Below are 26,995 nucleotides of genomic sequence, written 5' to 3' on the forward strand. Positions count from 1 at the left end.
TCAATCTGCCGGTCGCATCAGAGGCGTTTCGATACCGATCTCGCTCTCGCATTTCGGGCATGCATACCACGTCTCGGCGTCCGATCCCCAGGCATAACTGCCGTTCCCGTCCGCCTCCATCGGCACGAGTTCCCTGCCCCGCCCCCGCCAACCGCATTCCGGGCACAAGTACATGGACCGCTCCATCTCATCCAAGAAACGCTGAAAGGCGACGAAGCTCATCTTGTCCATCGACATTCGGGCGGAGCTGATATGAAAGCGGATCCCTGCCGCCTTATCGTCGCAATCCTTGATAATGCGTCTGGCCATGGCGATTCCCCGTTATTGTTGTTGGTAAGCTGGCGCCGGTAATTGTGCTATCTGTGTCGAATAACGTACTCCTTCTTGGATTAACAGGTCAAATCCCACACCCCAGCCGCCCGACCGTGGTCAGCGGAACAGGCCTGTCACCGACGAGGGCGATATGAGGACATGAAGGATTAGGGACGACAACAGTCCGGCTGCCACATCGTCGAGCATGACGCCCCAGCCGCCGGCCGTGCGGCGGTCGATCGCCCGGATCGGCCAGGGTTTGACGATGTCGAAGAACCTGAAGAGGGCAAAGCCCAGCAATACGTTCGGCCATGAGGCGGGGATGCCCCACATCGTGATGAGAAAACCGACGATTTCGTCCCACACGATCGCGGGGTGGTCGGCTTGACCCAGGGCTCGGCCGCAGCGCCCGCAGGCGACCACGCCGAGCCCCAAGAGCACAACGACGATAGCCGAATAGACCGCTGGACTGGCGCCGGTGAACAGAAGATACAGCGGGATTGCCGCCAGGGTCCCAAAGGTGCCGGGCGCCCAGGGTGCCAGCCCGGCACCAAAGCCGACGGCAATCAAGCTCCAGGGGTTTTGGCATGCCTGGCGGAACTCGATGCAGCGGCGCTTCATCTTTACGTCTCCCCGGAAGAAAAGTGCAGATAGCCGGACCGTGATAACTCGACTGGGCCGCCGGAGCGCCGGACGCTCAGTCCGGATCCGGCACGGATCGTGCCGATGCGCGTCACCGGCGTCGCGGCGGCTTCGGCGGCAAGCGCGATCGCCTGGGCATGGAGGGGTGGCGCGGTGAAGCACAATTCGTAGTCGTCTCCGGCGACCAACGGCATCTCCCAGTCACCGGAATCCGCCACGTACCGGCAGACGCTCGCCGATAGCGGCAGGGCCTCCCAGTCCACCTCGGCTCCGACGGAACTCTGTTCGAGGATATGCCCCAGATCCGCCGCCAGACCATCGGAAACATCGATGCCGGCGCTGGCCAATTCCCCGAGGCGTAAGCCGAAGGCAGTCCTGGGTTCGGGAGCTTCCAGCCGATCCAGCGCCTCCTCGTCCGGGACAAGATAGGCGCCCCGCCTGATCTTCAGGCCCAGGCCGGCCAGGCCGATACTGCCGGTGACATAAACGGCATCACCGGGCTCGGCGCCCGACCGTTTCACTGCCGATCCGCCGTCCACGGTCCCCAATGCCTGGACGGTGACGGCAAGTGGCCCCCGCGTGGTATCCCCGCCGATGAGCTGTACGCCGTAGCGCTCGGCGAGTCGGAAGAAGCCTTGAGCAAAGGCAGCGATCCAGTCGGGATCGTTTTCCGGCAAGGTCAAGGCCAGCAAGGCCCACCTCGGCCTGGCCCCCATGGCGGCCAGATCGCTGAGACTGACCGCGAGCGCCTTGTGGCCGAGCCTCATCGGGTCGGCGTCGGGAAAAAAATGGATGCCAGCGACGAGGGTGTCGGCGGTCAGGGCAAGCCGGGTGGCCGCCATAAAGTTCAGGACCGCGCAGTCGTCGCCGATGCCGAGCTCCGTGTTTTCGTCCACCGCCCGCTGCTCGGAAAAAAAGCGCCGGATGATCTCGAACTCGCCCGGTCGCTGCATGGAACCGGGCAAGCTCAACCCCGTCTGCGAGCCGCCATCTCGACCGCCCGGCAGTCGTGCGCCACCCGGTCGAGAATGCCGTTCACGTAACGGTAGCTCTGGGCTGCGCCGAACTCCTTGGCCAGATTGATGGCCTCGTTCAGGATCACCCGGTATGGCGTCTCGGGGCGACGTAGGAATTCGTAGCAGCCGATTCGCAGAATCGCCCGCTCCACCGGATCGACCTCATCGATGGGACGATCGAGATATTTCGCCAGCGCGGCATCCACCAAGGCCAGATTGCTCGCCACACCGTGCAGGAGCTCCTTGAAATAACCGACCTGGACATCGGGCACCTGGCATTTGCTGGCCCGCTGCTCCAGCGTGGCATCCTCTTCCTCGAATTCGTCCGCTCCCTCGGATCGGCCGAATTTTTCCAGCAGTTCCTCGAGCTGCTCCCTCTCAGGCGGACTCAGTTCGAAACCGTTGGCATGGCGCCGGTACAACGACTTGGCAAGCTGCAGCTCCTCAACGAACTGGCGTTCGATTTCCGGAAGGCTTTCCCGCGCTAGCTGCCATTGGTAGACGGCTTGCACGGCGGCGCGGCGCGCCAGCGTCCGCGCCAGACTCATTCCGCCCCCAACTGCCGCAGCAGATTGACCATTTCGATCGCGGACAATGCCGCTTCCGCCCCCTTGTTGCCGGCCTTGGTTCCGGCCCGTTCCACCGCCTGCTCGATGGTGTCCACGGTGAGCACGCCGAAGGCGACCGGCAGACCGTGCTGTAGCGAAACGCTCGCCAAACCTTTCACGCATTCGCCGGCGACGTAATCGAAATGAGGCGTCGCGCCCCGGATGACCGCTCCCAACGCGATGATCGCGTCAAAACGCCCGGAGCCGGCGATCTGCTTCACCGCCAGCGGCAGCTCGTACGCTCCCGGCGTCTTGGCAATGCAAATGTCGTCCCTGTTGGCCCCGTGGCGGACCAAGGTATCGATCGCACCGCTGACCAGGTGGTCCACGATGAAACTGTTGAAGCGCGAAGCGGCGATGCAGACGCGCAGTCCTGCCGCGTTCATGCCGCCTTCGAAAGTCTTGATATGAGCCATGTCGGTTCCCGATCAGTCGGTTGTCACGTAATCCACGACTTCCAGCCCGTAGCCGGAAAGCCCCAAATATTTCTTGTGCGCGCCCAGAACCCGCAATTTATGCACACCCAGGTCGGCGAGAATTTGCGCTCCGGTTCCTGTCGTGCGCCAGTCCACGCCGGTGTCCTCACGCTGACCGATGTCCACGCCGTGGTCCTCCATCTGGTAATGATGAACACGTTCGACCAGGCAACGGTCGTCTTCCTCGTTTCGGATCACGACCAGAACGCCCCGTCCCTCGTCTGCGATCCGTTTCATCGCCGCGCGCAACGATATGCCGATATCGCCCCGTCGCACGCCGAACAGGTCGGTCAGCAGGTTGCGGCCGTGAACCCGGACCAGCACCGGCTCCTCGCCGGCAATGTCGCCTAGCGTAAGCGCGAGATGCAGCTTGTTGTCCAGACGATCCTGATAGGCGTGGAGACGGAAGCGGCCGTGTTCGGTCGGAAACTCGCATTCGCAGATGCGTTCCACCGTCTGTTCGTTTTGCATCCGGTAATGGATCAGGTCGGCGATGGTGCCGATCTTGAGACCGTGGACCGCCGCGAACTTTTCCAGGTCCGCACGCCGCGCCATCGACCCGTCTTCGTTGAGTATTTCCACGATGACCGCTGCCGGCACCAGTCCGGCCAAGCGTGCCAGATCGCAGCCCGCCTCGGTGTGGCCGGCACGGTTCAACACGCCGCCGGGCTGCGCCATGAGCGGAAAAATATGGCCCGGCTGAACCAGATCGTCGGGTTTGGCGTCCACGGCCACGGCGCACTGGATGGTGCGGGCGCGGTCGCTGGCCGAAATGCCCGTAGTGACGCCGGTCGCGGCTTCGATCGACACCGTGAAGTTGGTCGAGTGCGGCGTCCGGTTCTCGTTTACCATCAACGGCAGCCGCAACTGCTGGCAGCGCTCTCGGGTCAGCGTCAGGCAGATCAGGCCTCGGCCATAGCGCGCCATGAAATTGATGTCCTCCGGCCGCACGTGGCCGGCCGCCATGACGAGGTCGCCTTCGTTCTCCCGGTCCTCGTCGTCCATGATGACGACCATCCTGCCCTGGCGGATGTCTTCGATGATTTCTTCGATCGTGTTTAATGTCATTCTGCGATGAATCCGTGGCCGCGCAGCAATTCGCGCGTGAGTGAACCGGCGGGCCGTGCGGCGGCCTCGCCTTGAATCAGCCGTTCCAGATACCGCGCCAGCAGATCGACTTCGAGATTGACGCGCCGGCCGCCGTACGCTTCTGCCAGCGTCGTTTCCGCCAAGGTGTGGGGAACGACGTTGAGGTCGAAGGCACAGCCATCGACGCGATTGACCGTCAGGCTGATGCCGTCGATGCAGATCGAGCCCTTTTCGGCGATGTACTTAGCCAGGTTCGCAGGCGCATCGATGCGGAACCTGACCGACCGTCCATCCTGGACTCGTGAACTGACGACGCCGACGCCGTCGACATGGCCGCTGACGATATGTCCACCCAGGCGGGTGCTCGGAGTCAGCGCCAGCTCCAGGTTGAGCGCCGCCCCGGCCCCGAGCTCTCCCAGCGTAGTACGGGACAGGGTCTCGCGGGAAACGTCGGCGCTGAAACTGCCTGCGCCGAACTCGACCGCCGTCAGGCACACACCGTTGACCGCAATGCTGTCGCCGAGCCTCAACTCGCCCATGGGCAACTTGCCGGCGGCGATAGTCAGACGGCAGTCGCCGCCCCGGGACTCCTTGCGCTGTAGCTGCCCTATGGCCTGTATTATGCCTGTAAACATGGCTTCAAAGTTCTCCGGGACCGGTCGGCCGTAGGATCAGCCGCATGTCCCTGCCAACCCGCCGTGCGCCGACGATCGCCAGTTCCGGACGGTCCGCCATCCCGGCCAAGCCGGGCAGGCGGAACAGTCCGCGCGCCTCGTCCCCCAGAACACAGGGCGCGAGGTAGACGACCCACTCGTCCACCACGCCGGCCGTCAACAGCGCACCGTTCAGGGTCGCACCGGCCTCGAACAGCACTTCGTTGAATTCCATCTGTCCCAGCATTCGCACGACGGATGACAGTTCCGGCCTCCCCCAAGCATCGGGCTCCACTTCCACCACTTCCACGCCGGCATCGACCAGTGATCGCCGCGCCAGAGAACCTGTCGCCGTGGTCAACACCAGCGTACGGCCGGCGTGCCGGAAGACCCGTGCCTCCGCCGGCGATCGCAGACGGCTGTCCAGGATCACTCTGGCCGGCTGTTCCAGCTCAACAGGTTCGCTCAGCCGGGCGGTGAGCAAGGGATCGTCGGCACGCAGAGTGCCGACACCGGTCACGATGGCGGAACTGCGCGCCCTCAGGCGATGGACGTCGCGCCGCGCCGCTTCGCTGGTGATCCATTTGCTTTCGCCGGATCCCAGGGCGGTGCGCCCGTCGAGGCTCATAGCCAGCTTGCTCCGGACGAAAGGCAAGCCTGAACGCATCCGCTTGACGAAGCCTGGATTCAAGCGCTCCGCTTCCTGCAATAGCAAGCCGCAGGACACTTCCACACCCGCCCGTCGCAGCCGTTCAAGACCCTGTCCCGCCACCCGTGGATTGGGATCCTCCATCGCCGCCACCACACGGCGAACCCCTGCCTCGATCAGGGCGTCGGCGCAGGGCGGCGTCCGGCCGTGATGCGAACAGGGCTCCAGCGTCACATAGACCGTCGCATCCCTTGCCCGCTCCCCGGCATCCCGCAGCGCAACGACCTCGGCGTGGGGGCCGCCGGCCCGCTGGTGCCAGCCTTCGCCGATCACTTCATCCCCCCGCGCCAGGACGCAGCCCACCCGAGGGTTGGGGTCGGTCGTATACAAACCCTTTTCGGCGAGGCGCAAGGCGCGCGCCATGAAGCGGTGATCCTCGGGGGACCAGCCAGCGGCATCGGGCAAGAGGGTCATCGAGACCGGCGGGGAACGCCGGTTTTCAGGCATCGAACGCATCGGCCTGTCTGCGGGCGATCTCGGAGTCCGGTTCGTTCTCCAGACGGTCGATCACTTCACGGAACTGGTTGACGTCCTCGAACCGGCGATAGACCGAGGCGAAGCGGACATAGGCCACGTCATCGAGCTGGCTCAGTTCGTTCATCACGAACTCACCGACCAGGCGCGACTGCACCTCACGCTCACCGGTCGCCAGCAGGCGCTTCTTGATGCGGGTGATCGCGGCCTCCACCCGATCGCTGGGTACGGGGCGTTTCTCCAGGGCGCGCAGCATGCCGGCCCGCAGCTTCTCCTCCCGGAACGGCTGCCGGCTGCCGTCCGACTTCACCACCCTGGGCATGTTGAGTTCCGCCGCTTCGTAAGTAGTGAAGCGCTCCTTGCACTCGCCGCACTCGCGGCGGCGGCGTACCTGGTCTCCCTCCTGGGACAGCCGGGAATCCACTACTCGCGTATCTTGAGCACCGCAGAAAGGACACCGCACGGGCGAGCTTCACCCCTCACAAACCGCGCGGCTCCGGTGAGCGGCCCGCACTTTCAGTTGGCATAGACCGGGAAACGCCGGCACAGATGGGTTACCTCTTCGCGCACTTGGCCGATGACCGTTTCGTCCCCCGGATTGTCCATGACGTCGCACATCCAGCCCGCCAGCAAACGGCATTCCTCGATCCCGAATCCGCGCGTCGTCACCGCGGGCGTCCCCACCCGGATCCCGCTGGTCACGAAGGGAGACTGCGGATCGTTCGGCACCGCATTCTTGTTGACGGTGATATGCGCCCTGCCCAACACCTCTTCGGCCAGCTTGCCGGTCAGGCCTTTTTCGATCAGATCGACCAGGAACAGATGATTTCGTGTGCCGCCGGACACGATGCGATAGCCCCGTTCGATGAAGGTCTTTGCCATGGCGTCGGCATTGTCCATCACCGCAGCCTGGTAGTGCTTGAAATCGGGCTGCAAGGCCTCTTTCAACGCTATGGCCTTCGCCGCAATGACGTGCATCAGAGGGCCGCCCTGAATGCCGGGGAAAACCAGCGAGTTGAGTTTTTTTTCGACGTCGGGATTGGCCTTGGCCAGGATCAGGCCGCCACGCGGACCGCGGAGCGTCTTATGAGTGGTGGTCGTCGTCACGTCGGCGATCTGCACCGGGCTGGGATACAGGCCGGCCGCGATCAACCCGGCGACGTGGGCCATGTCGACCATGAGCCAGGCGCCGACCGAATCGGCAATCGCCCGGAAACGCTGCCAATCGACTACCTGGGAATAGGCGGAAAAACCGGCCACGACCATCTTCGGGCGGTGCTCCCGGGCCAGTTCTTCGACCTGGCCGTAATCGATTTCACCGGTTTCCGGGTTGAGCCCGTACTGAACAGCATTGTAAATCTTGCCTGAAAAATTGACCTTGGCGCCGTGAGTAAGATGCCCGCCGTGCGCCAGGCTCATGCCCAGCACCGTATCGCCGGGATTCAGCAAGGCCATGTAGACGGCCGCATTGGCCTGCGAACCGGAGTGCGGCTGGACATTGGCGTAATCGGCTCCGAACAGTTGTTTGGCGCGATCGATGGCCAGGGTCTCCACCACGTCGACGTACTCACAGCCACCGTAATAGCGCTTGCCGGGGTAGCCTTCCGCGTATTTGTTGGTCAGCACGGTTCCCTGGGCCTGCATCACCCGGGGACTGGCATAGTTCTCCGAAGCGATCAGCTCGATGTGGTCCTCCTGCCTTCGCTCCTCGTCCTGGATTGCAACCCAGAGTTCGTCGTCGAATCCGGCAATCTCCATACCCTTGCTGAACATTGGGAACCTAAACCTCTTCCGTCGGAGTGAAAAAACGCGCCGTGGCGGCGCAAGATCGAACGCGGAAGTTTACACTGATTGATCGCTGCCTTCCAAACGCCGTCCAGGGGAGCGGTCCGGAATCCGCGCGCCCAAGCGCATCACGATAAACGGAAAATGGCGATTTCCTTGCGCAGCTCGGCGATCGCTGTTTCCAGCCGCTGCGAGGCCCGGTTGGTTTCCTCCAATGCCTGCGCGGACTGCATAGCGCTCTCCGACAGGGCCACCATGGCGTCGCGAATCTGGAGCGCGCCGGCTGACTGCGAGCGCATACCTTCGTGCACGGCGTCGAATCGCGGAGTCAGCTCGCCCACCTGTTCGATGATCCGCGAAAACTGCTGGCTGATCCGGCTTGTCTCGTCGACCCCTCGCCGGACCTGCTCGGAAAATTTGTCCATTTCCATGACCCCGACCGATACCGCGGCATGCATCTCCCGCACGACGGTTTCGATGTCCAGCGTAGCCACGGCGGTCTGGTCCGCGAGGCGGCGGATCTCGCGGGCGACGACGGCGAATCCCAAGCCGAACTCTCCGGCTTTCTCGGCTTCGATCGAGGCGTTGAGCGACAGCAGATTGGTTTGTTCGGCCACCCGCTTGATGGTGGTAGTCATCGTGGAAATGTCGCTGGCCCGCGCACTGATGGCATTGAGCTTGTCGGCGATGGAGCCGGTAGACTCGGCCAGGGTGCGCATCACCTGCTCCATGTCCGCCAGTTCGTTACGCCCGGCATTTGCCATCTCGGCCGTGCTCCCGGCCATACGGGTCACATCCGACATCGTGCGCAACAACTCTTCCGAAGTCGCCGAAATTTCCCGCGAAGCCGCGGCGATCTGATTCGTAGTCGCACCGAAGGCTGAAATGTCCTCTTCCTGGGCCCGGTTCATCGCCGTCAGCGTGTTGGAGGTCGAGACCAGCTCGATGATCGACTTCTGTACCTGTCCGACCAGTGAATTGAGATAGGTCGTCATACGCCCCAAGGCCCGGAGCAGTTTGCCGGTTTCGTCGTTCCGGGCACTGTCGAGATTCGCCGTCAGGTCGCCGGCGGCGACCGTCTCTGCCGCGGCGATAGCTTCGCCGACCGGGCGGGAGATGGTGCGGGAGACCAGGGAAGCCGCCAGGGCGGTGGGAATCAGCAGCAACGCCAGCAGCCCGCCGTTGACCAGACGCTGCGTGTCCACCAGGGCCAGCGCCTCGTCCACGTCCATCTGTACCGAGAGGCCCCACCGGAAGGACGGTAGATAGGTCCAGCTCGCCAGCACCGGCTCCGTGAATATTCCGGGAATCTCACCGAAGTCGCGGTTTCCGAGGACGGCTTTCTGGATGCCCTGACCTTGGCGGTCCCCCATCTGAATACGGAGCTTCTGCGCCGCCTCGGGCTGGTTTCTCAACGGCGAAATGATGCGGATCTCGTTGTGGTCGAGGAGGCCGACGACTGTCTGTCCGGTGTCCCCCAGCCCGCTGTAATCAAGGAACGGCGCGAATACCTCGTCCGTATCCAACTGCAATGCGACGATGGCGACGAGTTCTCCCCCGCTGTCGAACAACGGTGTCACGACGTATCCCACCGGCTTGTCGCCGCCCGGATAGGCACCGAAATCGGAGATTTCGGCATCGAGCAGCGTAGTGGCGTGCTGTACCGCTTTGGCAAGCGGCGATTCTTTCAGTTGGCCTTCAAAGACGTTGTTCCCGATCTGCTGGACCGGATGCGACTGGTACAGAACCTCCCCTCGGGGATCGAAGGCGATCAGATTTTTGAAAGCCAGGTTTTCGATCATGAAATCCAGCACGGGGCGCGCATCGAGATCGAATGCCTGCTGCTCCCTGGCGTAGCGTCCCGGTTCACGCCGGTACTTCTGTAAAGCGTTCATCGACGCAACCAGATAATGGTCGTTGCGCAGGACTACCGCCGCCCTGATCCGCTCATAGGCATAGGTTTCGACGTCCTCGGCCTTAGACAGGGCGATGAACATCAGCTCGCCCTGGACGCGGTCGCGCAGCGCCTCCGCGGAAAGATAATTGGTGACCAGGGTCAGCGCGATGGCCGGAACCGTCGCCAGGATCAGAAACCAGCGGAGTATGCGTCCCGCGATGGTGCCTTGTTCGAGCCAGGAAGCCGAGATTTTCACTGCCGCTTGTCCTTTCTTTCGACGGTCGCGACGGGCGGCACGGGATTTGCCCAGTTATGGTTCCAGCCGATGTAAAGTTCATTCAGGAAGCTCTCCCATTCGCCTCTGCTGCGGGTCCTGGGATATGGCACGGGCCTGATCGGATGATCCGTCGACCAGACGATTTCGACCTGGCCATTGTCGAGGATGCGCCCCATGTTGAACGACCGCCAGGTATGGCGCGTAGCGGGATCGATCGTCACCACGCCCTCGGGAGCGTCGATGCTCTGGCCGAGCATGTACTCGTTGACCAGACCGGCCTCGGGCGATCCCGCTTCGCGCACCGCCTCGGCCCAAAGCAGGATGCTGAAATATGCCGTCTCCGGGAAATCCGCGGTCACCCGGTCCTGGCCGTAACGCTCCCGGAACCGCCTGACGAAGGAGGTGTTTTCCTCGCGGGCGACCGCCTGAAAATAGCCCCACGCGGAGTAATGCCCGGCGGCGTCCCGCGGCGGAATATCGCGGAGCTCTTCTTCCCCAACCGAAAGCGAAACCACGGGAACGTCTTTCGCCTGGATGCCGGATTCCCGCAGCACACGATAGAAAGCCAAATTCGATTCTCCCGCGATCGTGCTGATGACGACGTTCGGACGTAGGGTGGCGATTTTCTCGACCACGTTGCCGACGTCGCTGCTGCCGAAGAAAACGTATTCCTCGCCCACGATTTCGCCGTCGAGCCCCTTGATCCAATCCCGCAGAACGGCATTGACGCTGTGCGGCCAGACGTAATCCGACCCCACCAGAAAAACGCGCCTGCCCAGTTTGTCCAGGCTCCATTTCAAGGCGGGGACGATCTGCTGGTTCGGCGCCAGACCCGTATAGATGATGTTCTTGGAAATCTCCAGGCCTTCATAGGCCATGGGATAGATTAGGAGATGATTGTATTTTTCCACCACCGGCTTGACGTTTTTCCGGCAGGCCGAGGTCCAGCAGCCGATAATCGCACTGACTTTTTCTTCGGTGATCAGTCTGCCCGCCTGCCTGGCGAAAGTTCCCCAGTCCGATGCGCCGTCGGCCACCACCGCTTCGACGCGGCGCTCCAGCAGTCCGCCCGCGGCATTGATCTCGTCGATGGCCATGAGTTCCGCATCCACGGCCGATTTCTCGCTGATGGCCATGGCGCCGGTCAGCGAATGCAATATGCCGATCCTGATCGGCGGCCGGGCGTGCTCCCAAAAGGCCCATGCTCCGGCTACGGCGGCCAGGACCGCGAGCACCGCGCCCGAAACGACCAGTTTCTTCATGACAAATCCCAGTATGGCCGCGCGGGCATTTTTCGTTCAGGTCACATGTTCCAGCGACGGATAGATCGAAAACAGCCGGCTGAATCCGCTGATCTCGAAAACGTCGTTCACCGCCGGCGTGAGCGCGCACAGCTTTACCGAGCCTTCCGCCTCCTTGAGCTTCTTGGCGATCAGCAGAAAGACCCGTAAGCCGGCGCTGCTGATGTAGCTGATGGACGAAAGATCCATCACCAGATTTCGGGTTCCCGCCTCCAGCCAGGCCTGCGCCTGCTCCTCGAAGGCGCGGGACGCGGCGGCGTCGATGCGGCCGCTCAGATGCGCGACCAACACCTCGCCCCGGGTTTCACAAGTGATATCAAGCATCGGTTTGCTCCAGGCAACAAATTGAAATGCAGGAATTATTCGACAAAGGTGAGCCGGAACTCCGCCATCCCCTTGGAAAGCTCGCGCGAACGGACCCTGTCAGCGAGCTTGTAAAGCAGATAGCCAGCCATCTCCAGGATACCCGTGTCAGACTCCAGAAGCTCCTCATGGCTGGGGGCATGGGTGGCAACCGGGATGGCCTCGCCGCGGTAACGGGCGATTACCGTGAACGTGAATTCATCGACCAGTGTCTCGACCTCGACAACCCCTTGGCCTTGTTCGTTCCGCGCCACGAAGCCGTGGTCGTGGAGAATCTCGAACGCCTGCCATATCGCGTATTCGCTGCGCCGCACGACTTCCGCACAAGCGCCCCAAGCCCGTCCCTGATGGTCCAGGTAGGCGATGACATCGTCCAGCCGCGACTCCCCCAGAACGAACGAACGCCGCCGCCGCGTGCCCGCGCCGATACGGAACACGCCCGAAAGCAAGGTCGCACCGGCCACGCCGAGAGCGACGCTCGACTGCGTGACCGGCACGAGGAAGGAAGGCAGTTCTTCACGATAATAGTGCTTCAAAGGCTCATGGCTGACCCCCAACAAGAGCCCGATGCCGACGGTGAGAATCTTCCGGTTGTCGAGCATGCGCGACGCAATCATCTGCAAGCCTGCCAGCAGAGTGAAGGAAGACAGGAATACCGCCGCCGCCCCGATCACCGGTACGGGAAGAACCAACCATAGCACCGTGATCTTCGGTACGAATGCCAGGACGATCATGATACCGCCGAGCCAATAGGCAATATGTCGGCTGGTACAGCCGGTGGCAGCGGCCAGAGAGACGGCACCGCCGCTGGAAGTGAGCGGGAGACTGTTCACCAGGCCGGCAATCAGGTTGGAAACGCCTTCTGCGCGAATACCCCGCGATATCTGCGCCATGTCGGGATGCCGCCATTCCGAATCGTTGAAGCGTTGGGCCGCGGCGAGCGCACCGAATCCATGCAGGGAAAACGCCAAGCCCAGCACGACGTACGGCACGACCAGCGCCGGATCGAATGCCCAGCCGAACGTAGGCAACTGGGGCAGCGCCAGTAAAGGTGTGACCGCGTAGGTCTCGACGTCCTCGGGCCGAATGCCGTCGACCAGAACACTGACGGCCAACCCTGCGGCTAATCCGGCAAACGCCGAAAACAGGCGAAGGCTGCTGGACGACCAAACGTTGCAGGCGATCATGACCGCAAGCGCCAGAAAACCGATGGCGATGTCGTGCTTCCATAGTCCACCGGGCGCATCGATGCCACCGAGCAAGGTGACCCCCTTGTAGCCGAGGCCCAGCCCGACCAAGGTGACGGCCACCCCGGCGAGTTCAACCGAAAATATGCTGCGCAGCCGTCGGAACACCTCGCCGAACACGATCTGCGCCGCCCCCATCACGCCCACCATGCCAAAAGCGAGTTCCAGTCCCCCGGCGAGCCGTGCCAGCTCCATCGTCGCGAACGACGCCGAAGTTGCCTGCAGTGGGCAAAAATACCCCGAACCTATGCCGAGCCGCCCCGCCGCCTGCAACATGACTCCGAGGCCCGAAACCAGAAGCGTAGTCGCCATCAGAATCTGCGAGTCGTGGTCTCCGATGTTTTCGGTTCGCACGAACAACGGGGAGATCACGAGATAAACGCCGAGAAACGACATCTGCTGCAGGCCGACGAACGCCGAGATCGCGGCCGGCGGCTTGTCGTTCAACCAATAGACGATGTTCTCTGGCTGTTTCATCCGGCGGAGCTCAGTCGGTCACGGGCAAGAACTGCGAATTGTCCCCGCCGGTGACCCACAGGTCTCCGGATTCGAGATCGAACCACCAGCCCTGCAGGAAGAGCCGCCCTTTTGCCACTGCCTCCCTGATCCAGGGATAGGTCAGCAAATTCCCCAGTGAACCCTGAATGGCGGCCCGTTCGACCAAATAGGAGTAGTCCTTCAGACGTTCCAGAGAAACCTGCCGGAGCCCCTCTCCGCTGGCGTCCGGTACGTATTGCCAGCAGGCATCCATCGCCATTGAGACCCACTCGCCGATGAAGTCGCTCTCGAACCGGGCACCGGTCGCCATGTTGAGCAAGGCCTTGATTCCACCGCACTGGGCATGTCCAAGAACGATGATATGGGGAACTTCGAGGTGCCTGACGGCATATTCCAGCGCCGCGCCCACACCGTCCGGGGCAAACGAGGCATGGTAAGGCGGGACGAGGTTGGCGACGTTGCGCACCACGAACAGGTCGCCCGGAGCCACGTTCATGAGCAAAGCCGGATCGACCCGTGAGTCGCTGCAGGCGATCATGAGCGCAACCGGACGCTGTCCTTGCTCAACGAGCCTCTGCATGTGCTCCGGGTAGCGTCCGTAAAAGCGATCCTTGAACCCCTTGACTCCGGAAATAAAGCGCTCGAGATCGCAGCAGGAGCTTTCGATCCCGTGCTCATCCTTGCCTTTAATGTCAGACTCTTGCACGATTTCCGTCCTTAAGCTATTAGATGCGGCCCGGGCGCGGTCCGCGGCGTCGAGAGACGCTTACTCAAAAGCGGCGTTATTCTACACCGGAATTTCTCAACCCAATCCACATCGAGCCTCCATGGAACCGAACGAGCCCGACGTGCAATGTGCCAAATTCGAGCGCACCATCGAAGCCGGAATTGAGCCGCTGATCGAGGTCATGGAGCAACTGGAATCGTTCTGCGCGGCTTCCGGGGTACCCGAACCGGTTGCTGTCCAGTTGAATCTTGTCCTGGAAGAGCTCGCGACCAATACCATCAAATATGGTTATGAGGCCGAAACACGGGGAGAAATCGGCATCTGTCTCACGCTGAGCAGCGGCCGCGCCTCGCTCACCGTCACCGACGACGGCAATGCGTTCGATCCTACGGCAGCCCCTTCACCCGACGTACACCGCAAGCTGGAAGAACGCGCCATCGGTGGACTGGGGATTCTCCTCGTGATGAGAATGATGGACTCGGTTTGTTACCAGCGCCGGGACGGAACAAATGTCGTTGCGGTAAGTAAGACGTTCGCTCCAATCCGGCAGGAAAGCACCCATGAAAATCGCTAGTGTTGACAGCAGGTCGTACGGCTTGCGCGAAAACCGGATATGCTGATTCAACGAGCGATACTCACACGCATGTGTTTCTTGGCTACACAATAGAACTGCCGCCCGATAATAACCGATTGATGATAGTGGAGTTTTCATACACCAAAGGCCGGCGCCGAGGCCGCAAAAGCTATCCATGAATAAACTCAGTCGGTTTCCAGTGCGAAGTATCAAGCAGTGAGAAGTCGTCACTCCCGCAAAGGGATTGCTCGACGGAGACTCGCGTTCGCGCACGCATTTTATTCTCTTGTATTTGTTGATCTGTCACTCGGCATGAGGGTTTGTCTTGGATGCTCTGGGTTGCGTCCGAGGAAGATGAGCACTAGCTTTACTCCGGTAGTCGGAAGCGGCACCCAAGCAATCCACGTCCAACCAGACGTCGGCACCGTCAAGCCACAACGATGGGGGATCGAACAGTTGCATCATCGAAGCAGCCCCATGAACGCTGCCGGGCACAGCACCTCCAACGAATGGAATTTACCGCTCGAGGGCCGAGATGACTAAGGTTTTACTAACAATAGAGAAAATAATGCAACATATATCCCTTTTCCCTCAGGGAGAGGGCCTGGGTGAGGGAAGCTGGTATATGGCATTACTTTTTTTAACTTGTAGTAAGCCGTATACCGTTATTTTCCTGTTATTGCGACCTTTTGAGTGATTGTCATCCTGATGGCTGACGCCACCGCATTCCATCCCATCAGTGATTAGATCGCCTGGTTTTTCAATCCACTTCATCCTCTCTCCCGGTATAGTCAGCGCAGGCTCCGGCAGCAGATGGATGCCGCTAATTTTTTCATCCACCGCTCATGCGCGCAGGCTTGGCTGGGCAGGCGGCCTTGCCCGGCACCGCCCATAACTTCCTCCGGTCCCCGCCAGATCAGGCGCTTATGTCCTTTAAGATGCGAACGTTGGCGCCGTTGCAAAACGGGGCGAAGTTGGCGGGGTTCCTAACGTTCATGCCAACTGCTAACATGAGATACGGACTTCGGGAAGTCGTCGAATCCGGCAGAGCCGCCACAGTTATGAACGATCCCATTCTAAGGAGGACCTCGTGATTCCTATGTACAGTCCCACTCAATCGCGCCATATTCGAATTTTGGCCGGTGGAGTGCTTTGTCTTTTCATCTCCGCTTGCGCTCATCAGCAGTCGGAACCCAGCCCACCCACAGAGGCTGAAATTTGCCAATCTCTCGATTATGCAATCAAGCAGGCTGCTTCCGATTTCAAGGATATCCGGCTTAACGTCACTCCAGACTATGTCATGAACCGATGGGATACAAAGCCTATCTTTCCAGAAACGGATTGTGACGTATTCGATTGGGGGGGTGGACGTTTTACGTATAATTGCCTCTGGAAAGAGAGCGACCAAGCCACAGCAAAAAACAACTACGAAGCCAACGTGAAGCTCGGCAGCCGGTGTCTCGGTCCGGATTGGCACGCTTCGGAGCAGCCGGGAAAAACCGGCCAAACTACCATTTTTTCGAAGCCAGGGTCGGATACGAAGATTCAATTGCGTTATTTCCAGGAACGGGCACCCGCCACGCTATGGCAGACTTCGGTGAGTATCGGCAGGCACGTCACGCCTGACGCCCGCTAACGAGGAACTCATGATCTTCGAACCCGGCAAGACCTTAGAAACCCCGTGAACGTCAAACGGCCCATTAGGCTCGGAGTCAACGTCGACCATGTGGCGACGATCCGGCAGGCGCGGCACACCCCCTACCCTTCGGTCCTGCACGCCGCCTTCGTCGCCGAGCAGGCAGGGGCCGGCGGGATCACCGCACATTTGCGCGAAGACCGCCGGCACATCCAGGACAGGGACATCGAGCTGCTTCGGGAGCAGGTCGAAACCCGGCTCAATCTGGAGATGGCTGTCACCGACGAAATGGTCGCCATCGCCTGCCGCATTCACCCTCACGCCTGCTGCCTCGTGCCGGAACGGCGGGAGGAGCTGACGACCGAGGGAGGACTTGACGTAGCGGGTCGCTTGGACCGGATCGGCGAAGCGTGTCGGCGCCTTGGCGGCGCCGGCATTGAGGTGTCTCTGTTCATCGACCCGGAAACCGCCCAGATCGAGGCCGCAGCCCGCGCCGGTGCGCCGGTGATCGAACTGCACACCGGCCGTTACGCGGATGCGGGGACCGGCGAGGAAATGTCCGCCGAGTTCGAAAAACTGCGGCATGCCGCGCGGGTTGCGGAGGCGTTGGGACTGCGGGTCAATGCGGGGCACGGCCTGACCTACGCCAACGTTGCCGCGATCTGTAACCTTCCTCAGATCGTCGAGCTGAACATCGGCCACGCCATCGTCGCCCGTGCCTTGTTCTCGGGGCTGGGAAAAGCCGTGGCGGACATGGTGGACATCATGCGGACCGCCCGGTACGAATGAAATTGACCGGCCGCGGGTGATCTGTCATATTTGAAAATCAGTTCCGGTCCGGCTGAACCGCTGTGAGTGCGCGCAAACCAATCTTCAATGCCCATGGATAAAAGGGGGAGCAAGATGTCCCACGGCCATCCTCGCCCGGATTTCGGCGGACTCATGGTTGCCCGGCCGGTAGGGGCGGAGAACCGCGGAGCCTCCTGGCTGCGCACGGCGGGAATATTTTTCCTGTGGCTTACGCTTGCGATCATGGCGTTGATCCTGTGGCGAGGAGAAACCTTGATCAAAGGATTGAATGCGTCTTACAGCCAACGGGCCGCCATCGAAAATCCCGATCTGCAGCAATATCAAAACGAACTCGATTCCCTCCAGGGAAGGGTCGCTGGTCTGATGAAGGACTCGGTCGAAAACAAGCTCAGAATGCTCGAAAAGAGCGTCCAGGGCGGACGCTTCGGACCGGAGGAAGCCGGGCTCCTCGAGGCCCTGAAATCCGAACTCCGGTTCCTGCAGAATTACGCAACCCAGGGCGGCCAGTTCAAGTCGGCAGGGGAGCACGAGCGCTACCGCATGTCCCCGGAGCTGGCCGAGGATTCGGCCGCCGCCCAAACCGCGCGGGCGTGGGTGGAGTTCGAGAAACTGCTTTATCTCGGTGCCGGAGCCCTGGGAGCCGGCACGCTGATGCTGAGCGGAGCTTGGTTGAGTGCGCGCTCAGTTCAGTATCAACCCTCACGGGAAGACGTGTTCCTGACAGGCCCTTCGGAAGAAAATTCCGGACCGTGACGTTTCCTTGAGCGCTTTCAACGTCCGCCCATCGGGCAGCGATCCAGCCGTGGCACTGGCGATGCCAATGCTGCCGACCGACGCCCAGGGACCCCGGCGCCGTCTGAGCGTCGCGCCGATGATGGACTGGACGGACCGGCATTGCCGCTATTTCCTGCGGCTGATTTCCCGCCATACCCTGCTCTATACGGAAATGGTGACGAGTGCCGCCATCCTCCATGGGGACCGGGAGCGACTGCTCGGCTTCCACCCTGCGGAGCATCCCCTGGGAATCCAGCTAGGCGGCAGCGAGCCTAAGGATCTGGCGGAATGCGCGAAAATCGCGGAATGCCGGGGCTTTGACGAAATCAACCTCAACGTGGGCTGCCCCAGTCCCAGAGTCCAGAACGGCCGCTTCGGCGCCTGCCTGATGGCCGAGCCCGAGCTCGTGGCTGACTGCGTCCGCGCCATGTGCGAAGCGGTCTCGGTGCCAGTGACCGTCAAGACCCGCGTTGGCATCGATGACCGAGACTCCTACGACGACTTGGTTCGGTTTGTGACGACCGTAGCCGATGCCGGTTGCCGTACCTTTATCGTCCATGCCCGTAAAGCCTGGCTGCAAGGCCTTTCGCCCAAGGAAAACCGGCAGACGCCGCCGCTGCGCTACGACATGGTCCAGCGGCTCAAGTCCGATCTGCCCCATCTCGAGATCGTGCTGAACGGCGGCATCCAAACCTTGGAAGAAGCCGAGCAACATTTGTCCTCGTGCGACGGCGTCATGATCGGGCGGGCTGCCTATCACAATCCCTACCTGCTCGCCGATGCCGACCGCCGCTTTTACGGGCGCGGCGATCTCAAGCCCCGAACGCGAGAAGGCGTCCTCGAGCACCTCCTTCCCTACTTCCGGGAAGAACTGGCCAAAGGCACCCGACTGCATGCCCTCACCCGCCACATCCTGGGGCTTTATCATGCCGTTCCGGGCGGAAAGCGCTGGCGCCGGCGGATCAGCGAAGGCTCGTCCCGGCGGGAAGCCGACGAAACCCTGCTGCTGGAGGCCGCGGATTCACTCGGCGTGGACGAATACCATGAAAACTTGAGCCGGCCCGTGCGGCGCGTCTCCGTCCTTTCACCCGTTTAAGAGGCCTACCCCATGCACAGTGCAATGGAAAATCTATTCAGCCAACTCATTCAGGAAATCGGCGAGGACGTCTCCCGTGAAGGGCTCGTCGACACCCCGAAAAGAGCGGCAAGCGCTTTCCGGTTCCTCAACAGCGGCTACCACCAGTCGCTCGATCACGTCCTCAACAATGCGGTTTTCGAAGCGGACTCAGAGGACATGGTGATCGTCAAGGACATCGAACTGTATTCGCTGTGCGAACACCATCTGCTGCCTTTCATCGGCAAGTGCCATGTCGGCTATCTGCCGCAGGGCAAAGTCATCGGCCTGTCCAAGATCGCGCGGATCGTGGAAATGTACGCGCGCCGGTTGCAGATCCAGGAACGCCTGACCAAACAGATAGCGGACGCGATCCAGACGGCAGTCAATCCCCGGGGCGTGGCAGTGGTGGTCGAGGCCAAACATTTGTGCATGATGATGCGTGGCGTCGAGAAGCAGAATTCGGTCATGACCACTTCTTCCATGCTCGGCCTCTTCCGCAAGCAGAGCAGCACCCGATCCGAATTCCTGGATCTCATCAACCGCAAGTAGCGCCATGAACTCCGGCACTGCCCGCCTTGGGGTCCTGCTCGTCAACCTCGGAACGCCGGATGCGCCCACACCGAAAGCGGTCCGGCGCTATCTGCGCGAATTCCTGTCCGATCCGCGGGTGGTCGAGATTCCCCGCGCGCTGTGGTGGCTGATCCTCAACGTGATCGTATTGCGGGTCCGGCCTAGAAAATCGGCCCATGCCTACCGGACGATCTGGACCGAACGCGGCTCGCCGCTGCTGACCCATACGGAGGACCTGCGCGATCTGCTGGCCGCCGACGGCAGATTCGCCGCCGTCGAGATAGCCATGCGCTACGGTAACCCCTCTATCCGTTCGAAGCTGGAGATCCTCAAGCGCCAAGCCGAAACCATTGTAATTCTGCCGCTGTATCCCCAGTATTCGGCCGCCACGACGGGATCGGTGTTCGATGCCGTATGCGACACGGCGAAATCCTGGCGCCACGTCCCGGGCCTGCATTTCGTCAGCGACTATTACCGCGCACCGGCTTACCTCGAGGCCGTCGCTTCGAGCATCCGCTCGTTCTGGCAGGAGCAGGGCCGCCCCGATCGCCTGCTGTTTTCATTCCACGGGCTGCCCAAACGCTGTGTCGATCTGGGCGATCCTTATGCCGGTCAGTGCCGGCACACGGCCAGAGACATCGCCGCGCGGCTCGGCCTGAACGACGAAGAATGGCTGCTGGCCTATCAGTCGCGCTTCGGCCGCGCCGAATGGCTCAAACCCTATTGCATCGACACCCTGCGGGAATTACCGGTCCAGGGCATCCGGCGGGTAGACGTGGTGTGCCCCGGCTTCGCCGTGGACTGCCTGGAAACCCTGGAGGAAATTGCGATCGCCAACCGCAGCGAGTTTCTCGGCGCAGGCGGAGAATGCTATCGCTACATCCCGGCATTGAACGCACGTCCCGAGCATGCCAAGGCCCTGATCGGCCTGCTGGAACCCTATCTGGCCCTCCCCGGCTGAACACTGCCGGTCCGCCGTTGTTCGGATCCCCCAATCCGGTGATCCCCAGTGCCGTATGACTCTACGCTCCTGACGCGCATGACCCGCAAGTTTCTCTATATTCCGGCTTTGCTTTTCCTGATCGCACTGATGGTCTATCTCAGCTATCAGGATTCGGTGATTCGCGAAAAATTCGAAGGACGTCGCTGGGCCCTGCCCGCCAAGGTGTACGCCATGCCGGTGGAACTCTATGCCGAGGCTCCGGTCTCTGCCAATCAACTGGTATGGATGCTGGATCAGCTCAGGTACCGCAGCGATCCCGATCTGACGTCTCAAGGCAGCTACACCCGCAAGGGCGGCGAGATATGGCTCAGGACCCGGGAGTTCCTGTTTCCGGATAAATCGGAACCGTCCAGCACCGTCCGAGTCGAGTTTAACGGCGGCGCCGTGCAGTCGCTGGAGAGCGTGGACTCGACCGACGCCCCGGCCCTGGTACGGCTGGACCCGGTGCAGATCGGCAGCTTTTATCCCGCATTGAAGGAAGACCGGATACTGGTCAAGCTCGAGGAAGTGCCCAAGCCGCTGATCGACGCACTGCTCGCAATCGAAGACCGTGATTTTTATGAGCATTTCGGCCTCTCGGCCAAGGGCATCCTGCGGGCTACCTGGCAGAACGTCAAGGCGGGCGGCTTCGTCCAGGGTGGCAGCACGCTGACCCAGCAGTTGGTCAAGAATTTCTTCCTCAGCTCCGAACGTACGCTGGAGCGTAAGGTCAGCGAAGCCTTCATGGCACTGATACTCGAAGCCCGCTACAGCAAGGACGCGATTCTCGAGGCCTATCTCAACGAAATCTACCTGGGTCAGGACGGCACCCGCGCCATCCACGGGTTTGGCCTGGCAAGCCAGTACTACTTCAGCCGGGGCCTCAACGAACTGGAACTGCATCATGTGGCACTACTGGTCGCCCTGGTGCGGGGACCGACCTATTACGATCCGCTCAAACACCCCGAACGCAGCCGGGAGCGGCGCGACCGCGTGCTGGATGCCATGGTGGAACAGGGCTTCGTTACGGCGGCCGAGGCCGACACTGCCAAACAGCGGCCTCTGGACGTGATCAAGAATCCGCACCAAGCCATCAGCCGCTATCCCGCCTTTCTCGATCTGATCCGGCGCCAACTTCAGGAGCAATACCGTCCGGAGGACCTGACTTCCGAGGGGCTGCGCATTTTCACGACGCTCGATGTGTTCGCCCAGGAACACCTCGAATCCGCGATCGCCAAAACCTTGGCACGGCTGGACCATTCCACCCGGCCGGAAGAACGGCTGGAAACCGCCGCCGTCTTCACCCGGCGCTCCAACGGAGAGATCGCGGCCTTCGCGGGCGGCCGCGATGGGGAGTCCTCCGGCTTCAACCGCGCGCTCGACTCGGTCCGCCAGATCGGCTCCCTTTACAAACCGGTGGTCTACCTCACCGCGCTGGAGCAGCCCGGCGGCTATACCGTCGCTACGCCCGTGCTGGATGAAACCATCAAAGTGGAAGGCGGCGGCAAACCATGGATACCTAAAAACTATGACGGCAGGGAGCATGGGCAGGTACCGCTCCACACCGCGCTGGCCAACTCCTACAACCTGGCGACGGTACGGCTGGGCCTTGGCATCGGGGTCGAACGTACCGCCGAGACGCTCAGAAAGCTGGGCGTAAACCGTGAGGTGGACACCTATCCCTCGCTGCTGCTAGGTGCGGCCAACCTGTCGCCAATCGAGGTCGCCGCGCTATACCAGACATTTGCGAGCGACGGTTTCGTCACGCCTCTTCGAGGAATCCAGGCCGTGCTGTCACAGGAAGGCCAGACCCTTCAGCGGTTCGGGCTGGAGCTTCGCCAGGCGGTGGATCCGGGTGTAGTCTACCTGCTGAACACCGTCCTGCAGGAAGTCATGAGCGAGGGCACCGGGCGTTCGGTTTACACCTATCTGCCGGAGGATTTCCATGTCGCCGGCAAGACGGGCACGACCAACGACATGCGCGACAGTTGGTTCGCGGGCTTCAGCGGCGACTACACCGGGGTGGTCTGGGTGGGGCGCGACGACAACCATCCGGCGGGCCTGACCGGCGCCCGTGGTGCGTTGCAGATCTGGGGCGCCACGATGCAGAAAATTGCCAAGGAACCCCTCGATCTCATCCCGCCGGACAACATAGAAATCCTGCGGGTGGACAGACATACGGGGCTGCGCGCCGACGATGGCTGCGCCGAGACACAGGATTTGCCGTTCGTCAAAGGCTCGGAGCCGGCGGTCTGGGCGCCCTGCGCCGAAGGCGGGGAAACCGGCGGAGACTCCTGGATCAAGAAACTGTTCTGACGGCGCCGGCCATTCCGGTCCACCGATTCGCCCGTTGCGAGCAGTGCAGAAACAACCCAGGCGCCAGGCTTCCGCATCGAAAGCAGACGGGCAGGGTCAGTCCCGATAGCGCATGTCCGTCTCCAGCCGCATCGCATGCTCCATACGCCACTTGGTGAACTCCTTGGAGCCCAGGGGACGCGAGAACAGATAGCCCTGGCCGAAATCGCAGCCCTGCTCCAGCAGGATACGCCGCTGTTCCTCGCTTTCGACCCCTTCCGCGATGACCTTGAGCCCCAGGCTGTGGCCTAACGCCACCACCGTGCCGGAAATCGTCCTGTCGTCGGCGTCGAAGGCGATATCGCGGACAAAGCTGCGGTCGATTTTCAAGGTGGCGATCGGCAGGTTCTTCAGGTAGGACAGGCTGGAATAGCCTGTGCCGAAATCGTCGATCGAGAGGCTGCATCCCAACGCGATCAGTTCCTGCAGCACGATCATGGTTTGGGCGTCGGCATCCAGCAGCGTGGATTCGGTCAGTTCGAGCTGCAAGGACGAGCCCGGGACGCCATAACGGCACAGCAACGACTCGACCCGCCGTACCAGCCGCGGATCACGGAAATGGCGGGCGGATAGGTTGACGCCGACGGTGATCGGCGCCAAATCGGCTTTCTTCCATTGGACGAGATGGCGGCAGGTGTCCTCCAGCACCCAGTCGCTGATGGCGACGATCAGATCATTGCTTTCGGCGATCGGAATGAACTGATCTGGCGTCAACAGCCCCCGCGCGGGATGCTGCCAACGCACCAGGGCTTCGGCCCCCACCAGCTTCCCGTCGGCCAGATCGATCTCGGGCTGGAAGAAGGTCCGGAGTTCGCCGGCAGGGATAGCCTCCCTGAGTTCGGACAGCACCGTCAGCCGCGCCAGGATGTCCACGTTCATCCCGGGATCGTAGAAACGGAACTGGTTGCGGCCCTGCTGTTTCGCGTGGTACATCGCAGTGTCCGCGTTGCGGAGCAAGGTTTCGAAATCGGTTCCGTCATGGGGAAAAAGGCTGATACCGACGGAGCCCGTCACCGCGAACGCCTGGCCCGAATGTTCAAAGGGTTTGCGCAGAGCCCCAAGTATCTTTTCGGTGACTTGGGACACGCCGTCGCGGCCCATGTCCGGCAGAAGCAGCGCGAACTCGTCTCCCCCAAGGCGTGCGATCGTGTCCGTGTCACGCGTGAATTCCTTGATTTGTGCCGCCACCCGGACCAGCAGTTCATCGCCTACCTGATGCCCGAGGGAATCGTTGACATCCTTGAAGTGGTCGACATCCAGGAACACCACGGCCAGCTCTTCTTTTCGGCGTTCCGCCAAGGCCAGCGCGTATTCCGCCCGCTCCATCAGGTAGCGCCGGTTGGGCAAGGCGGACAAAGGATCATAATAGGCCAGATGGTGAATATGCTCTTCCGCCTCCTTGAGGCTGGAAATGTCCGCGGCGACACCGATGTAATTGACCGTCGCCCCGGTCTCGTCGCGAACCGCCACGATCGTCTCCAGAACCGCAAACAACTCGCCATTCTTGCGCCGGTTCCAAAACTCGCCCTGCCAGGACCCTTCCTGTTCGACCGCCCGCCACATCGCCGCATAGTATTCCTTGCCATGCCGGCCGGACTGCAGAAACGCAGGTGTCCTGCCCACGGCGTCCTCTGGGCTGTAGCCGGTCATGTCGCTGAAGGCCGGATTGACCGCCACGATTATGCGGCTTGCATCAGTCACCATGATCGACTCGCGTACCGCTTCAAACACCTTGCCGGCCAGAAGCAGGCGTTCGTCGCCTTTTTTCCGGTCGGAAATGTCGATGCATGAGCCGACATAGCCGACGAATTCGCCCCCCGCATCGAACCGCGGTGTCGCCTTGCCCAGCATCGTGCGGTACTCCCCATCGCGACGGCGCAGGCGGTATTCGATCTCGAACGGCTTCCGGGAGTCGAACGCAAAAGCATAAACGCCGGCCCAGCGGGAGCGATCGTCGGGGTGTACGCCCTCCAGCCAGCCGTCACCCAACTCGTACTCGAGCGAACGCCCCGTGAAATTCAGCCACATTTCGTTGAAAAAAGTGCAGGCGCGCGCCGTATCTCCCATCCATATCAGCACCGGCGCAGAATTGGCCGCCAGCCGGAACCTTTCCTCGCTTTCCCTGAGCCGCATTTCGCTCCTTTCCCGTTCCGCGTCGCGGGCCAGGATTTCCAGTGCGAAAGAGACATCCAGGGCCATGGTGTCGAGCACGGCGACGATGTCTTCCGAAAAGAAACCCGGTTCGCCCGCATAAAGGTTGATCGCACCTACCACCTTCCCAAACCGCCGCACGGGAAAAGCGCCGGAAGCCCGAACGCCCGCGGCCCGGCCTGCTTCATGCCAAGGCCGGCTGGCGGGATCGGCAAGAAAATCGTCGCTGATCACATGGTGGCCGGCGGTTACGGCCATCCGCGTGGGACCACGATGCTGCGCGGCGTCTCCGCCGGAGAGGTTCAGCTTCCCCACGTAACCGGCATCGTCGCCGTAGCGGGCAACTGGGACCAGGGTGCCGGTTTCATTCTCGATCATCCCGATCCAGGCGAAGCGGAAGCCGCCGTTCCTGACAGCGATCCGGCAGATCGAGTAGAACAACTCCTGCTCGCTGGTATGGCGGACGATGATTTGATTGGTCTGCGCCAGCAGGCTGTGCAGATTCTTCTGCCGCGCGAGCGCCAGCTCGATACACTTACGCTCGGTGACGTCCCGCACGATCGCCTGAACGAAATCGGAACCCTCCACGCTGATCGAGCGGACGCTCAGTTCTACGGGGACCGGAACCCCGTCTTTGCGGGTATGCACCGACTCCCAGACGCCTCCACCCCGGGCAACCGCTTCCTCCAGGCGCATCTGCTGGACACCATCCGTGTCTCCCGCCACAACCTCGGCCAGGGCCATTCCCGCCAGTTCCTCTCTGGAGTACCCATAAAGCTCCAGCGCGCGATCGTTGGCATCGATAATGTGGTGATCCCGGTTGGCGAGCAGAATGGCATCATTTGCATACCTGACGAAGTATTCGAAGCGCCTCAACAGGTCGGCCCGTTCCCTTTCCACCCGAAGCGCGACTTGGCCGTGACGCCGGTCGGACCATCGCCCGAGCAATGCCGCCGCAGCGGCGATCGTGCCCAGTAGTCCCAGCAACGACGCGCCGATAACAAACGGCCGGCTTTCCTCCGGGAGCGACGTGGCCGGCATTTCCGCCATGACATACCAGGCTGATCCTGGAATCGGCGCCCCCAGCGACAAGAGTGCCGCTTCGGCGTCCCGTTCCTGCATGAGCAGTCCTCGCTCGCCCTGGACGATTTTGAGCGCCGCTTCAGGAACCGCCGTCGCCTGCGACGAAGGCCGGCTGTCGCGTACGAGAAAATTTCGGTCCAGGGATACGAGACGGTTCCCTCTCTGGCCAATCAGGGAAATCTCCGGTTTGGACTGCGACAGCGATTCAAACAAAGCGCGCAGAAAATGCCCTGCATCGGCTACCATCACGATGGCACCGACGAGACGCCGCTCTCCCTTCATTTCATGAAATACCGGGATGAGCGCATCGGCGAGAAGCTCACCTTCATCCGGTGAAAGGTACCAGTCGCCCAGGACCGGGCGCGCACCCGCCTCCTTCGCCGGCACCGAAACATGCACGTATCCGCTCTTCCCATCCGGCTCGCCCTGAGCCATCAGCGACAAACGGATTTTTCCGGCCGCATCGAGCAGCAGAACATTCCGGTAGCCGCCCGCCTCCCGGGACGACTGCATTTGAGACAACACCAGCCGCGTCGAAGCCGTGTCCTGCCCGCCCACGGCCAGCCAAGCGCCGGCCGCGGCGAGAAACGAAGCGTCCCCGGCCAGTTGCTCCGCATCGGCCAGCCTTTCGGCGCGCCATTGCGCAATGTGCTGGAATTTCGCCTGAACCACCGCTGCCAGCGTATCGCCGGCATGCAGTCGCAAATGTTGCACATGGGACAGATAAAACTGCAACCCGCCGAGGAGGGTAGTGCACACCGTCAACGCGATGATGACCGACCATCGGGGGAAACGTCGGAACGAGCGCACCACCGCAACCCGCTTCACGCCAGGTGATGCACCCTTTGCCTCGTTAATCATTATTGCCC

General features: G+C 61.8%; 24 protein-coding genes. 8 read left to right on the forward strand and 16 right to left on the reverse strand.

Annotation, left to right across the window (positions count from 1 at the left end):
• The 15 genes from OOT43_RS02270 to OOT43_RS02340 form a co-directional block, all read right to left on the reverse strand.
• Positions 1–309, reverse strand: a complete 309-nt coding sequence (locus OOT43_RS02270) for a hypothetical protein (protein ID WP_218806482.1) — start codon at positions 307–309, stop codon at positions 1–3.
• Positions 310–429: 120 nt separating this feature from the next.
• Positions 430–933 carry a phosphatidylglycerophosphatase A family protein gene (locus tag OOT43_RS02275; protein ID WP_266023059.1) on the reverse strand — a complete coding sequence of 168 codons (504 nt, stop codon included), beginning with the start codon at positions 931–933 and terminating at the stop codon, positions 430–432.
• 2 nt (positions 934–935) lie between these two features.
• The gene (thiL, locus tag OOT43_RS02280) at positions 936–1,925 is read right to left on the reverse strand and encodes a thiamine-phosphate kinase (protein ID WP_317134037.1); all 990 of its coding nucleotides are present in this window, start codon (positions 1,923–1,925) and stop codon (positions 936–938) included.
• Positions 1,922–2,518, reverse strand: a complete 597-nt coding sequence (gene nusB, locus OOT43_RS02285; protein ID WP_266023060.1) for a transcription antitermination factor NusB — start codon at positions 2,516–2,518, stop codon at positions 1,922–1,924. Before nusB ends, thiL begins: the two co-directional genes overlap by 4 nt.
• On the reverse strand, positions 2,515–2,994 hold the full coding sequence (ribH, locus tag OOT43_RS02290; protein ID WP_218806478.1) for a 6,7-dimethyl-8-ribityllumazine synthase: 480 nt from the start codon (positions 2,992–2,994) through the stop codon (positions 2,515–2,517). The genes nusB and ribH overlap by 4 nt, the downstream gene beginning before the upstream one ends.
• A gap of 12 nt (positions 2,995–3,006) precedes the next feature.
• Positions 3,007–4,122, reverse strand: a complete 1,116-nt coding sequence (gene ribBA, locus OOT43_RS02295; RefSeq protein WP_266023062.1) for a bifunctional 3,4-dihydroxy-2-butanone-4-phosphate synthase/GTP cyclohydrolase II — start codon at positions 4,120–4,122, stop codon at positions 3,007–3,009.
• Complete coding sequence (locus OOT43_RS02300; protein ID WP_266023064.1) at positions 4,119–4,778, reverse strand: riboflavin synthase; 660 nt, start codon at positions 4,776–4,778, stop codon at positions 4,119–4,121. Before OOT43_RS02300 ends, ribBA begins: the two co-directional genes overlap by 4 nt.
• A gap of 4 nt (positions 4,779–4,782) precedes the next feature.
• Positions 4,783–5,919, reverse strand: coding sequence for a bifunctional diaminohydroxyphosphoribosylaminopyrimidine deaminase/5-amino-6-(5-phosphoribosylamino)uracil reductase RibD (ribD, locus tag OOT43_RS02305; RefSeq protein ID WP_266024976.1), 1,137 nt, complete (start codon positions 5,917–5,919; stop codon positions 4,783–4,785).
• Between the two features lie 25 nt (positions 5,920–5,944).
• A complete protein-coding gene (nrdR, locus tag OOT43_RS02310; RefSeq protein ID WP_266023065.1) occupies positions 5,945–6,442 on the reverse strand; it encodes a transcriptional regulator NrdR in 498 nt (165 codons plus the stop codon).
• Positions 6,443–6,495: 53 nt separating this feature from the next.
• On the reverse strand, positions 6,496–7,752 hold the full coding sequence (gene glyA, locus OOT43_RS02315) for a serine hydroxymethyltransferase (RefSeq protein WP_266023066.1): 1,257 nt from the start codon (positions 7,750–7,752) through the stop codon (positions 6,496–6,498).
• A 140-nt stretch (positions 7,753–7,892) separates the two neighbouring features.
• Positions 7,893–9,917: a methyl-accepting chemotaxis protein gene (locus OOT43_RS02320; protein ID WP_266023067.1), complete on the reverse strand. Its 2,025-nt coding sequence runs from the start codon at positions 9,915–9,917 to the stop codon at positions 7,893–7,895.
• Entirely contained in the window at positions 9,914–11,200 is a 1,287-nt protein-coding gene (locus OOT43_RS02325; protein ID WP_266023068.1) for an ABC transporter substrate-binding protein, read from the reverse strand. Before OOT43_RS02325 ends, OOT43_RS02320 begins: the two co-directional genes overlap by 4 nt.
• A 36-nt stretch (positions 11,201–11,236) precedes the next feature.
• Positions 11,237–11,563, reverse strand: coding sequence for an STAS domain-containing protein (locus OOT43_RS02330; protein WP_266023069.1), 327 nt, complete (start codon positions 11,561–11,563; stop codon positions 11,237–11,239).
• A 35-nt stretch (positions 11,564–11,598) separates the two neighbouring features.
• Positions 11,599–13,326, reverse strand: coding sequence for a solute carrier family 23 protein (locus OOT43_RS02335; RefSeq protein WP_266023070.1), 1,728 nt, complete (start codon positions 13,324–13,326; stop codon positions 11,599–11,601).
• Positions 13,327–13,336: 10 nt separating this feature from the next.
• The gene (locus OOT43_RS02340; protein ID WP_266023072.1) at positions 13,337–14,053 is read right to left on the reverse strand and encodes a carbonic anhydrase; all 717 of its coding nucleotides are present in this window, start codon (positions 14,051–14,053) and stop codon (positions 13,337–13,339) included.
• Between the two features lie 121 nt (positions 14,054–14,174).
• Here OOT43_RS02340 and OOT43_RS02345 point away from each other — a divergent pair, with 121 nt between their 5' ends.
• The 8 genes from OOT43_RS02345 to mrcB all read left to right on the forward strand — a co-directional run bounded on the left by OOT43_RS02345 (position 14,175) and on the right by mrcB (position 22,853).
• A complete protein-coding gene (locus OOT43_RS02345) occupies positions 14,175–14,648 on the forward strand; it encodes an ATP-binding protein (protein WP_266023073.1) in 474 nt (157 codons plus the stop codon).
• 1,090 nt (positions 14,649–15,738) lie between these two features.
• Positions 15,739–16,284, forward strand: coding sequence for a hypothetical protein (locus OOT43_RS02350; protein WP_266023074.1), 546 nt, complete (start codon positions 15,739–15,741; stop codon positions 16,282–16,284).
• A gap of 45 nt (positions 16,285–16,329) precedes the next feature.
• Complete coding sequence (gene pdxJ / locus OOT43_RS02355) at positions 16,330–17,073, forward strand: pyridoxine 5'-phosphate synthase (RefSeq protein ID WP_266023076.1); 744 nt, start codon at positions 16,330–16,332, stop codon at positions 17,071–17,073.
• 114 nt (positions 17,074–17,187) lie between these two features.
• Positions 17,188–17,847, forward strand: coding sequence for a hypothetical protein (locus tag OOT43_RS02360; RefSeq protein ID WP_266023077.1), 660 nt, complete (start codon positions 17,188–17,190; stop codon positions 17,845–17,847).
• A 67-nt stretch (positions 17,848–17,914) separates the two neighbouring features.
• Positions 17,915–18,964 (forward strand): tRNA dihydrouridine(20/20a) synthase DusA, encoded by a 1,050-nt coding sequence (gene dusA, locus OOT43_RS02365; protein WP_266023078.1) that lies wholly within the window; start codon positions 17,915–17,917, stop codon positions 18,962–18,964.
• A 12-nt stretch (positions 18,965–18,976) separates the two neighbouring features.
• A complete protein-coding gene (folE, locus tag OOT43_RS02370) occupies positions 18,977–19,534 on the forward strand; it encodes a GTP cyclohydrolase I FolE (RefSeq protein ID WP_266023079.1) in 558 nt (185 codons plus the stop codon).
• Between the two features lie 4 nt (positions 19,535–19,538).
• Positions 19,539–20,516: a ferrochelatase gene (hemH, locus tag OOT43_RS02375; RefSeq protein ID WP_266023081.1), complete on the forward strand. Its 978-nt coding sequence runs from the start codon at positions 19,539–19,541 to the stop codon at positions 20,514–20,516.
• A gap of 78 nt (positions 20,517–20,594) precedes the next feature.
• The gene (gene mrcB / locus OOT43_RS02380; protein ID WP_266023082.1) at positions 20,595–22,853 is read left to right on the forward strand and encodes a penicillin-binding protein 1B; all 2,259 of its coding nucleotides are present in this window, start codon (positions 20,595–20,597) and stop codon (positions 22,851–22,853) included.
• Positions 22,854–22,949: 96 nt separating this feature from the next.
• Here the strand turns inward: mrcB and OOT43_RS02385 are convergent, their stop codons facing one another.
• Complete coding sequence (locus OOT43_RS02385) at positions 22,950–26,987, reverse strand: EAL domain-containing protein (RefSeq protein ID WP_266023083.1); 4,038 nt, start codon at positions 26,985–26,987, stop codon at positions 22,950–22,952.
• Positions 26,988–26,995: the final 8 nt, after the last annotated feature.

This window comes from Methylococcus mesophilus, assembly GCF_026247885.1.
Lineage (GTDB): Bacteria > Pseudomonadota > Gammaproteobacteria > Methylococcales > Methylococcaceae > Methylococcus > Methylococcus mesophilus.